At 32.9% G+C, this 10,058-nt stretch carries 9 protein-coding genes; 5 read left to right on the top strand and 4 right to left on the bottom strand.

Features of this window, described 5'->3' with window-relative positions; all coding sequences use genetic code 11:
• On the top strand, nt 1-292 hold a 292-nt coding region (locus Q0Q96_RS08160; RefSeq protein ID WP_293873530.1), incomplete at its 5' end, for a tetraacyldisaccharide 4'-kinase.
• Nucleotides 264-1,079 (top strand): purine-nucleoside phosphorylase, encoded by an 816-nt coding sequence (locus Q0Q96_RS08155; protein WP_293873527.1) that lies wholly within the window; start codon nt 264-266, stop codon nt 1,077-1,079. The genes Q0Q96_RS08160 and Q0Q96_RS08155, both read left to right, overlap by 29 nt.
• On the opposite strand, the gene Q0Q96_RS08150 is transcribed toward Q0Q96_RS08155, so the two are convergent.
• The 3 genes from Q0Q96_RS08150 to lipA all read right to left on the bottom strand — a co-directional run bounded on the left by Q0Q96_RS08150 (nt 1,076) and on the right by lipA (nt 5,243).
• A complete protein-coding gene (locus tag Q0Q96_RS08150; RefSeq protein WP_293873524.1) occupies nt 1,076-3,244 on the bottom strand; it encodes an ATP-binding protein in 2,169 nt (722 codons plus the stop codon). The two genes, Q0Q96_RS08155 and Q0Q96_RS08150, sit on opposite strands and share 4 nt — an antisense overlap.
• A gap of 43 nt (nt 3,245-3,287) precedes the next feature.
• Nucleotides 3,288-4,280, bottom strand: coding sequence for a type I glyceraldehyde-3-phosphate dehydrogenase (gene gap, locus Q0Q96_RS08145; protein WP_293873480.1), 993 nt, complete (start codon nt 4,278-4,280; stop codon nt 3,288-3,290).
• 93 nt (nt 4,281-4,373) lie between these two features.
• A complete protein-coding gene (gene lipA, locus Q0Q96_RS08140) occupies nt 4,374-5,243 on the bottom strand; it encodes a lipoyl synthase (RefSeq protein WP_293873477.1) in 870 nt (289 codons plus the stop codon).
• Between the two features lie 180 nt (nt 5,244-5,423).
• Between lipA and Q0Q96_RS08135 the strand changes: the two genes are divergently transcribed.
• The 3 genes from Q0Q96_RS08135 to Q0Q96_RS08125 all read left to right on the top strand — a co-directional run bounded on the left by Q0Q96_RS08135 (nt 5,424) and on the right by Q0Q96_RS08125 (nt 8,888).
• A complete protein-coding gene (locus Q0Q96_RS08135; protein WP_293873475.1) occupies nt 5,424-7,322 on the top strand; it encodes a tetratricopeptide repeat protein in 1,899 nt (632 codons plus the stop codon).
• Nucleotides 7,323-7,400: 78 nt separating this feature from the next.
• Nucleotides 7,401-8,027, top strand: coding sequence for a response regulator transcription factor (locus Q0Q96_RS08130; RefSeq protein WP_293873473.1), 627 nt, complete (start codon nt 7,401-7,403; stop codon nt 8,025-8,027).
• Nucleotides 8,028-8,147: 120 nt separating this feature from the next.
• A complete protein-coding gene (locus Q0Q96_RS08125; RefSeq protein WP_293873471.1) occupies nt 8,148-8,888 on the top strand; it encodes a hypothetical protein in 741 nt (246 codons plus the stop codon).
• 233 nt (nt 8,889-9,121) lie between these two features.
• On the opposite strand, the gene Q0Q96_RS08120 is transcribed toward Q0Q96_RS08125, so the two are convergent.
• Nucleotides 9,122-10,058 (bottom strand): DUF6705 family protein (locus tag Q0Q96_RS08120; protein WP_366069196.1); only part of this gene is annotated, 937 nt, incomplete at its 5' end.

Here is a 10,058-nt window from a genome sequence, read left to right as displayed (position 1 = left end):
CGCCGGAATTGCAAATCCAAAGCCGTTTTTTGATTATTTACGAGCCGATTTTGATGAAATTATAATGTTTGATGACCATCATTATTTTAGCGAAAGCGATGTAAAAACCATTAAAAACAAAGCCAACGAAAAAATCATCATTACAACTGAAAAAGATTTTGTACGTTTGAATTCAAAAATTTTAAAAAAGCAATTATTTTATTTACCAATCAAAAGTCAGTTTGTGAAAGACCAAGAGACTTTTAACCAAATTATTTTAGATTATGTGGGAACTTGTACAAGAAACTGTTAATTATATTAAAAATAAAACCAACTTCACGCCAGAATATGGTGTTATTCTTGGTTCAGGATTAGGAAATTTTACAAATGATATTAAAATCGAATATACTTTGCCGTACGCTGAAATTCCCAATTTCCCAACGTCAACGGTTCCTGGACATAAAGGCGCGTTGGTTTTTGGAACTATAGGCGATAAAAAAGTAATGGCCATGCAAGGTCGTTTTCATTTTTATGAAGGATACGATATGAAGCAAGTTACATTTCCTGTTCGTGTTATGAAATATTTAGGCATTAGTAAGCTAATTGTTTCTAATGCTTCGGGTGGCGTAAATTCTGATTATGAAGTGGGTTCGGTCGTTATAATAAAAGATCATATCAATATGTTTCCCGAGCATCCTTTGCATGGAAAAAATGACGAGCGTTTTGGACCACGCTTTTTGAATATGAATGAATCGTATAATAAAAAGATGGTTCAAAAAGCTAAAGCTATTGCTTTAGCTAATGGCATTACGGTTCACGATGGCGTTTATCTTGGATTGCAAGGACCAACATTTGAAACTTTTGCCGAATATAAAATGGTAAAAATTCTTGGTGCCGATTGTGTTGGTATGTCAACTGTTCCCGAAGTTATTGTGGCACGCCACATGAATATTGACTGTTTTGGTTTATCGGTAATTACTGATATGGGTGATAATGAAGACAGCATGGAAGATGTAAGCCATGAAGAAGTATTGAAAGCCGCCGCAAAAGCTGAACCGCATGTTAGACAATTAATCAAAGAATTGATTCTTCAGTTTTAACACAAATTACTAGCAATAATTCTATAAAAGTTTTCTGGTTCAAAAGGTTTGGTAATTACATCGGTCATACCATAGGATAGTAACATGGCTCTATTTTCGTTCAAGGATATTGCGGTCAAAGCTATAATTGGTTTTTTGGTGTCAAATTCTCTAATTTTTTGAGTGGCAATCGTGCCGTTTATACCAGGTAAATGAACATCCATCAACACTAAATCAAACGTATTATTTTTTGAAAGAATTTCAACCGCTTCCTCACCATTGTCTATAATTTGGCAAGTAACTTCTTTTTTTTCAAGCATTTTTTTGGTAACCATTTGGTTTATTTTATTGTCTTCTACTACCAAAATATGTTTGTTTTTTAGTATTTCATCAGAGTATAATTTGGTTTTTTCAACTTGAATTTTTTCTTCACCATTTAACAATTTTAATTCAAAGTCAAACGTTGTTCCAACCCCAACTTTACTAGTAAGATTGATTTCGCCACCCAGTAATTCAACCAGTTTTTTTACTATGGTCAATCCTAAACCGGTGCCTCCATATTTTCTATTTATTTCTATTGAACCTTGTGAAAAACTCTCAAAAACAGTTTCTTGTTTTTCTTCTGGAATGCCAATGCCTGTATCGCGAACTGCAAAATTTATTCTGGAAAAATCATCGCTATATTCAATCAATTTTGCGGTAACAATTACTTCGCCATTTTTGGTAAACTTTAGCGCGTTATTAATCAAATTAATGAAAATTTGTGATAACTTGGTAGGATCACCAAGTTGTATTTCAGGAATATTTTCGTCAATATCTAAAGTGAATTTATTATTATTTATAGTTGCAATTTCCGTTAGAGAATTTTTAATATCGAAAAGTAGTTTCTTGATATCAAAATCTATGTATTCAATTTCAATATTACAGGATTCAATTCGGTTAATTTCCAATATTTCATTGATAAAAGTCAACAAGTAATTTCCAGAAAACTTAAGAGAGTTGAGGTAATGAAGCTGATTTTGTTTTGGGTTATCTTCTAGCAATAAGTGTGTAATTCCGTTAATGGCATTTAAAGGTGTTCTTAATTCGTGGCTCACTGTCGATAAAAATTCGGCTCTTGCTTTTGATGCTTTTTCTGCATTGTCTTTGGCAATTTGAAGTTCAAAATTTTTCTCTTTTAAGACTATGTTAGATTGACTTCGGATAATATTATTTTTGTACAATGACAAGCTCAGTAGCGACAAAATGGTGATTAATGCGATAGCTAAAAATGTAATAAGTTTGGCAAATTTGTTTGTTTTTTGTTGTGCTTCATTTTCTTTTGTCATTTGATCAATAGCTTTCAAACGTTCACTTTCTTTAAAATCAACATAATCATTAATATCTAATTTTTGATTGTTTAAATGTGAAAGACTGTCTTTTAAATCAGTATGTGCTTTTAGAAAAAAATATGATTTTTTCACATCTAACAACTTATCATAAACCTTGCTTAACTCTAATAAAATTTTCACTTTTTGATCCAAATCTTTATTTTTTTCACTCAACTTTAAAGCCCTGTTAAGATAGTTTGCACAAAGATTATTGTGATTTAAATTTTCTTCAATAGTACCAAGTTGGTACAATGCTTCGGCTTTGGTTTTGAAAATATCTTTAGAATCGTCTTTAGAAATAATTTCGTTAAATAATTTTGAGGCGAAATCTGTTTTGCCATTATTTTTATACAATATCCCTTTTTGTAAATTCAAAAACTGTGAATTATCAATTTTTAGGATGTCATAAATAGACTGTGCTTTGTTAAAATTTATTTGTGCTTTGCTAAATTGTTCCAAATTCATATAACAAAGTCCAATGTTATAGAAACATAAAGCGTAGTCTGTTGATGGTTTTAATAAACCGAACAATTCAGCGCTTTTTGAAAAGGTTTCTAAAGCATCGCTCATTTTTTTTAAGTCAAAATAAGTAGAACCAATCGAAAATAACGCCGTCGCTTGTCCTCGAATGTTATTATTTTGTTTAGCGAAATTAAAGGCTTTCTGTGAAAAATCGAGTGCCGATTTATAATTATTGGTTTTTTTGTTAAAGCTGGCTAGCTGGATAAAATAGTCTGTGCTATCAATTTTTTCTACTGATTTTTTTTGTCCAAAGAAGACAATTGGTATAAAAAACAAAACACAAATCCACTTCATTTTGCGTTGTAATTATAAATTATGGACGCTAAATGTAAGTAATTTATTTTTTTAACAAAAGGATTAAGTCAATAATTCGACTAGAGTAACCAATCTCATTGTCATACCAACCTACTACTTTAACCATTTTTCCTATAACAGAAGTTAGTTGCGCATCAAAAACACAAGAATTGGTATTCCCAATTATATCTACCGAAACGATAGGATCTTCGGTATAATCGAGAATCCCATGAAGTGAAGTTTGTGAAGCATTTTTAAAAGCCGCATTGATTTCAGCAATTGAGACTTCTTTTTTTACATAACAGGTAATATCCGTTAAAGAACCGTCAGGAACAGGAACCCGAATGCCACTTCCGCCAATTTTACCTTCCATATCGGGGAAAATTTTGGTCAATGCCTTGGCAGCTCCTGTAGTTGTTGGTATAATAGATTGACTGGCACCACGCGCTCGCCGCAAATCTTTGTGTGGTTGATCGTGTAAACTTTGATCAGTAGTGTATGAATGAATCGTTGTGATGTAAGCTTGTTCAATACCACAAAGCTCGTTGATAATTTTTATCATTGGCGCGGCATTATTAGTGGTGCAACTAGCATTGGAAATTATTTTTTCAGTTCCGTCTAATATGTTTTCGTTGACGCCAAGAACAACGGTTTTAATTTCGGGAACTTCAGAGGGTGCCGATAAAATTACTTTTTTGGCTCCAGCTAGAATATGTTTGTTAAGGGCTTCAAAACTGTGAAATTTTCCGGTACATTCAATTACGAAATCTATATTTAATGATTTCCAATTTAGATTAGAAACTTCAAGTTCGTGAAAAAACAAATACGACTTTCCGTTTACGATAATCGAACGATTATCAGAAGAAACTGCATTAGGCAAAACTCCATGAATACTATCGTATTTTAGTAAATGCGCCATAGTTCTACTGTCGGCTATGTCGTTTACAGCAATAATTTCAATAGTGGGATGGTTGAGAAGCAATCGGAAAAGATTCCTGCCAATGCGTCCAAAACCGTTGATGGCAATTTTTATCATAAGTCTTAAAGTCTTAAGTCAAAGGTTATAAAGTCAAAGGTTATAAAGTCAAAAGTTATAAAGTCTTTCGACTTTGTACGTTACACTTTTTGACTACAGAATATGTTTTTCCGCATGATAACTAGACCGCACTAATGGACCACTTTCTACATGGCGGAATCCCATTTCTTTGCCTATTTTTTCGTATTTTTCAAATTGTTCTGGAGTGATGTATTCCTTTACTGGTAAGTGTTTTTTACTGGGCTGTAAGTACTGACCAATGGTTACAATATCTACATTTTGATTGCGCAAATCTTGCATTGTTTGAAGCACTTCTTCTTCGGTTTCTCCTAGACCAAGCATGATTCCGGATTTAGTTCTTTGTATGCCTTTGTCTTTTAAGTATTTCAAAACGGACAAACTTCTGTCATATTTTGCTTGAATACGAACTTCGCGGGTTAAGCGACGAACGGTTTCTACATTATGTGAAACTACTTCGGGATTGGCTGCTACAATTCTATCCATAATTGTTTCTATGCCCTGAAAATCTGGAATCAGTGTTTCTAATGTCGTTTGTGGATTCATTCTGCGAATAGCTTGCACGGTTTCAAACCAAATAATAGAACCCATATCTTTCAAGTCGTCGCGGTCAACGCTAGTAATTACTGCATGTTTTATGTTCATAATTTTGATAGAACGCGCCACTTTTTCGGGTTCGTCCCAATCTACCGTTTCTGGTCGACCTGTTTTTACACCACAAAAACCACACGAACGAGTACAGATGTTTCCTAAAATCATAAAGGTAGCTGTACCTTCGCCCCAGCATTCGCCCATATTAGGACAACTGCCCGATGCGCAAATAGTGTTGAGTTTATACTTATCTACCAAGCCGCGAAGTTCTGTGTATTTTTGACCTATAGGTAATTTTACCTTTAACCAATTTGGTTTTCCTACAGGTAAAACAGTGTCTAAAAGCGTTTCCATAATAACTTTTTTTGCAGTACAAAGATAAGGATAATGACGTATGATTTTCTATTGGTCTAGCATGATTTTTAGATTTATTTCTTTTTAATTATAATATCTCGTCACTTGATATTCGTCAAATGATTGCCGAATTATGTTATCATCAATATTATAGTATATTTATAGATTAAATAATATTTTATGAAAATAAAACTCCTCTTATTTTGTGTCTTCATATCATTTTTATCCTGTAAAAAGAAGGTAATTACTCAAAGCCAAGTTCCTACTGAAAATCAAAAAAAAATAGGCAAATGGTACAACGATATTACGTGTTTATCAAAAGCAGCTATTGATTCTAATGGGATATTTGCTGCAAAAATTGAACAGGCTGCAAGTAATGAGCCTAATGAATATAAGGCAATGTCGCTAATCGTGATGGGAATCCAGTCCAGTAATACTTCCTCCTACACTCTTGCGCTGAAATACTATGAAAAAAGTTTGCAGTTACTTTCAAAATCAAATGCCGATACGCTGAAAGCTATGAGTTATCTTAATATTGGAACGGTTTATAATATAACTGGTGATTATCCAAAAGCATTGGAAAGTCTTTATAAATCTTTGCGTATTTATGAAAAAGCCAACCATAAAATCGGCATTTGCAGCGTGAATACTACTCTGGGCGAGGTTTATTTCCAAAAAGATAACCCAGCCGAAGCCAAAAAACATTTGGAAATTGCTTTGAAGGCATTAGAAAATGATAAATCAAATCCGGTTTATTTACATGCAACACATATTTTGGCCAATGTTTATGGTATGACCGGCGATTTTGAAAAAGCATTAAAAATTGATGCAACGGGCATTCGTATTACCGATAGTACAGCCAATCTAAAAATTAAAACTTCTTTTTTAGACAATAAAGCCAATTGTTTTTTGTTTTCAAACAAGATTGACAGTGCGCAGTATTATTTTAATGAATGTTTAAAAATTGATATTGCATTAGGCAATAAAAAACAAATTGCAGATACTTACAGCAATCTTGGTGCCTTATTCTCTATGAAAAATGATTTTGCTCAAGCCGAAAAATATACTCTTCAGAGCATTGCGATACTTCAAAGCATTGATGGCAAACCCAATCTTGTAAAATCGTATGATATTTTATCAGAAGTTTACAGCAAACAGAAACAGTTTGAAAAAGCATATACTGTTCAATTAAAAAAGCACGAGAATTATATACTTATGATGACAGCAAAAAAGGTAACTGCTGAAGCCGAGTTTAAAATTGTTTATGAAACGCAAAAAAAAGAAGCTAAAATTCAATTGCTTAAGAAAGAAGAGAAAATCAAAGAACTTAAAATTACAAGACGTAATTATCTTATTCTGACATTTTTAATAGTGTTGCTAAGCATTTGGCTAACCTGGTATTTTTGGAAAAGCAAACAACAATTGCGTAATAAATTAAATGAAGAACGAATAATTAAAAAAACAGAAGAACACGAACGAATAAGAATGGCCAAAGACATTCACGATGATTTAGGATCTGGATTATCCAAAATTAATTTTTTGAGCGAAATTATTCTTCAGAAAACAGAACATCTACCCGAGGTAAAAACAAGCAGCGAAGCCATCAAAGCTACCGCAATGAAGATGATTGATAATATGCGAGATCTGATTTGGGCTTTAAATCCGGAGAACACAACCATTGCCAATTTAATCGCTCGCATGAGAGAATACACCACCGATTATTTGGATGATTTTGACATAGAACTTCATTACGACATTCCAAATTCAATACCACAAACAACTATTTCGAAGGAAAGTCACCGCGAATTATTTATGGTGTTAAAAGAAACGCTGAACAACATTACAAAACATTCACAAGCAAAGCATGTTTTTTTTAGCGTAAGCATTGATAATGCTTCTTTAGTAATCGTTCTGAAAGATGATGGTATTGGTTTTGACAAACCTGCAAGTGGCAACGGGCTGAAAAATATGAAAAGTCGTCTCAATACGATTGGAGGATCTTTTGAAGTTGAGAGTAAAACGGAAATGGGGACAGTTGTAAAAGTTAACATTTTACTAAAAAAAATTAGTAAAGAATAATGATTTGCACAGTAAGCAAATGCGATATACTACTTTCGTGGTAATTATAAATTTATAAAAGGACGTAATTTTGATAGTATGGAAATTAAAGTTGGACTAGTTGAAGACGATAAGCAAATCAGAGAAAGCATAGTTGTTTTGATCAATGGAAGTGAAGGATTTAGTTGTAGCCACTCTTTTGAAAATGCGGAAGAAGCTATTGCAAAAATCCCAACCTTGAATTTGGATGTTGTACTGATGGATATTCACCTTCCCGAAAAAAATGGCATTGAATGTATAAAAGCATTAATGCCCATAACATCGGGTGTGCGATTTGTAATGTGCACTTCATTTGAAGATACCGATTCGGTTTTTAACGCACTCAAAGCAGGTGCCATGGGCTATATAACCAAAACTACACAACCTTCAAAAATACTGGATGCCATTGTAGAAGTTTATCATGGCGGTTCGCCCATGAGTAGTCACATAGCACGTAAAGTGGTAAACTTTTTTCATCGGGAATTTAAAATAAACAGTGAATTACAAAAACTTTCGGAACGCGAAAAAGAAATTTTAAACCTGCTTTCAGAAGGTTTGCGCTATAAAGAAATAGCCGATAAATTATTTTTGAGTACCGAAACGGTTCGGACTCACATTCGAAATATTTATGAAAAACTTCAGGTTAATTCTCGTACCGAAGCGTTAAATAAAACTGCGACACGATAATATTTAGAAAATAAATTACTACTATTTGGTGATTGTCACAAATTTTGATTAGTATTATTTTTGATTTAACAAAATAAGACAGTAAAATGCTGTTTTTTTATTAACTAATTACTATCAATTATGAAAACATTCAAAAATTTTAAAACATTATTTACGCTTTCTTTATTTTTTATTGGAGTAAGTATTTTATCTATTTCTTGTTCAAAAAGCGATTCCGGTGCCGCTGCATACCGCTGTTTAGCATGTCGAAACGCACCCGATGCTTTAGCGGCAAATGATGCAAGCGGAAAAGGAATTTACAAAGGGGTTGCGGTAGGATCATCAGGAACACTTTCTATTAACATTCAAAACGGAGTCAATACCATTACTGCCAACATGGTTTTGGATGGTATCAGTGCTTCTTTAACTTCGAATGTAACTTATGTTGACGGTCAGGCTTACGTAGCACCGTTTACAGGGACTTACAACGGCACTTCTGTTTCTATAACTTTTTCAATTGCTATTGGCGGCGCAATGCCAACAGTTACCTCCTCGAGCATTCCCGGACACCCAAATATAGTTTTTACTCTGTATAAAGAAACATCAACTTCTTTGTTAGAAGCCTTTGAAGGAACATATTCAAAAACAGGAGAATCGGGTATTTTCAATATCATACTTTCTACAGGATTGGCAAGATGGGGCGGAATAGTAAAAAAAGATGTGTCTGGTATTACAGGGAATATAAGTGGTACCTATGTAAACAATAATGTTATTGATGACAACGGAAAAACAATTGGCGTAATTTCAGTTGACGAATTGCATGGTTCATTTTTAGACGGTAACGGCGCAACGGTAACAACAACGGCTCATCGAACCTTATAAAAAATAATTAAATTTTTAAAAACCTTTCAGCAATGGAAGGTTTTTTTTGTCTTAAAATTGCGTTAGATTCTTGAGTCTGCGTTTATTCACAACCTGACATTTTGCAGCTTGCAGGGGTGGGGGATTAAGGAAGCCTAAACTTTTGGTTAAACACCGAATTTGCAAGTACAAAACCAACTTCAAATTAAGCCCAAAAGCCGCTATAGCTACAAACTGACGTTGTAAGAGGTTTTTTATTGTTTGATTAATTCCACAAAATTTGGGATCATAAAAGTAGGTTTACCGATGTAAAATTCATCAGGATTTCCTTTTACTGAATTCATACCATTATATTGAATTTTTATTATGTTAAAAACACCACCAACTTGATTAACTGGATAAATATCAGAACTTGTGGTAATATTTAACGGTATATCAGTAATTACACCGCTAACATAATCTAAAGAATTAAACCAATAAAATCCATATTTTCTTCCGTTTCCACTTGCTTGTGAAAACGAGTTAATAATTGGTTCATTCAAATTATCAACCAAAGTTTCGCCATTTTTTACAAATTTATAGGTTACAAGTAATTCGTCTCTAAAGCTATATTTACCAATATTTGATATAGAGATAAATTGTTCACCTTTTTGAATCTTTAAAATAAAAATCATACCATTTCCTTCATATTTCCATGTTCCAATATATGGATTCAGAAGATTATTGATGTCTTTTACATAATAGCCACCTAATTCATTATAATTTTCGTCTAAAGATTCCTCTATACTTACTGTTCTCAAAACAGGATAGGTTTGTGCTTGAATAGTATGGTAACATACTAATACAAATAATAAAATTATTTTTTTCATAGTTTTCATTTTACAGTCTGTAGTTTGTATATCGCCATTTTCGTCTAAAGATTTCTTTTTCCAATTTTGAAAGTTGCTATCACTTTCATAGAGTTCAATACCTGAACCAACTCCGATATCTTCTAAAAAATTTAACAGTCCTTTGATTTGTTTATTTTTGCTATCTCTCCAATCCACTTTTTTTTCAAAAGTCCTAAAAACATCTTTTTCATTATTTACAATATAATTAGAAAGATTAATGATTGCTTGTTTATCTGTTAGTTTAAGTGCAAAAGTTCCTCTGTTTGTAGTTACAAATACACCTAATTCTGATACATCAACG

Origin of the sequence: Flavobacterium sp., from assembly GCF_025352015.1 — a bacterium.
Taxonomy (GTDB): Bacteria; Bacteroidota; Bacteroidia; order Flavobacteriales; family Flavobacteriaceae; genus Flavobacterium.
Note: the sequence above shows the minus strand (reverse complement) of the source record. Positions and strands in the feature narration are given on the sequence as shown.

What these genes read in the sequence shown, in the direction of transcription:
- Q0Q96_RS08125 (WP_293873471.1), top strand. Translation starts at nt 8,148, where the DNA reads ATGAAAACATTCAAAAATTTTAAAACATTATTTACGCTTTCTTTATTT.
- Q0Q96_RS08150 (WP_293873524.1), bottom strand. Translation starts at nt 3,244, where the DNA reads ATGAAGTGGATTTGTGTTTTGTTTTTTATACCAATTGTCTTCTTTGGA.
- lipA (WP_293873477.1), bottom strand. Translation starts at nt 5,243, where the DNA reads ATGGAAACGCTTTTAGACACTGTTTTACCTGTAGGAAAACCAAATTGG.
- gap (WP_293873480.1), bottom strand. Translation starts at nt 4,280, where the DNA reads ATGATAAAAATTGCCATCAACGGTTTTGGACGCATTGGCAGGAATCTT.
- Q0Q96_RS08135 (WP_293873475.1), top strand. Translation starts at nt 5,424, where the DNA reads ATGAAAATAAAACTCCTCTTATTTTGTGTCTTCATATCATTTTTATCC.
- Q0Q96_RS08155 (WP_293873527.1), top strand. Translation starts at nt 264, where the DNA reads ATGTGGGAACTTGTACAAGAAACTGTTAATTATATTAAAAATAAAACC.
- Q0Q96_RS08130 (WP_293873473.1), top strand. Translation starts at nt 7,401, where the DNA reads ATGGAAATTAAAGTTGGACTAGTTGAAGACGATAAGCAAATCAGAGAA.